General features: G+C 60.5%; 1 protein-coding gene. It reads left to right on the plus strand.

What is annotated here, in order from left to right:
- A partial coding sequence (locus tag ASE71_RS36960; RefSeq protein WP_413814642.1) for an ABC transporter permease occupies nucleotides 1-703 on the plus strand: 703 nt, incomplete at both ends.

Consider the following 703-nt stretch of genomic DNA (forward strand, 5'->3'; position numbering starts at 1 on the left):
CGGTCCGCTCAACAATTATCCGGAACTGGCGACCAAATTTTCGGGCGTCAAGGGCGTCACCATGGCGATCCCGATGGTCGAAGGCCAGGTCCTGGCGCAAGGGGTCGGTGACAGCTCGACCGGTGCGCTGGTGCGCGGTATCCGCGCCGACGACCTCAGCAAGATGAAGTCGGTTTCTGACCACATCCAGTCCGGCGATCTCGTCGGCTTTGCCTCCGGCTCTGGCGTCGCCATCGGTTCGCGCATGGCCGAGCAGCTTGGCATAACGGTCGGCGGAACGATTACGCTGACCTCGCCCAACGGCGACGTGACACCGCTCGGCATGAACCCGCGTGTGAAGGCCTATACCGTCTCGGCGATCTACGAGATCGGCATGTCGGAATATGATTCAACAATCATCTTCATGCCGCTTGAAGAGGCACAGCTGTTCTTCAACGCCGAGGGACTGGTTCAGTCGATCGAGATCTTCGTCGAACATCCAGATGTCGTCGAGGAGTTGCGCCAGCCGATCGAGGACGCGGCCGGACGGCAGATCTTCATCACCGACTGGCGCGACCGCAACAAGACCTTCTTCTCCGCGCTCCAGGTGGAGCGCAACGTGATGTTCATGATCCTGACGCTGATCGTGCTGGTCGCGGCGCTCAACATCATCTCCGGCCTGATCATGTTGGTGAAGGACAAGGGCAGCGACATCGCGATCCTG

This window comes from Ensifer sp. Root954 (genome assembly GCF_001429005.1).
Lineage (GTDB): Bacteria > Pseudomonadota > Alphaproteobacteria > Rhizobiales > Rhizobiaceae > Ensifer > Ensifer adhaerens.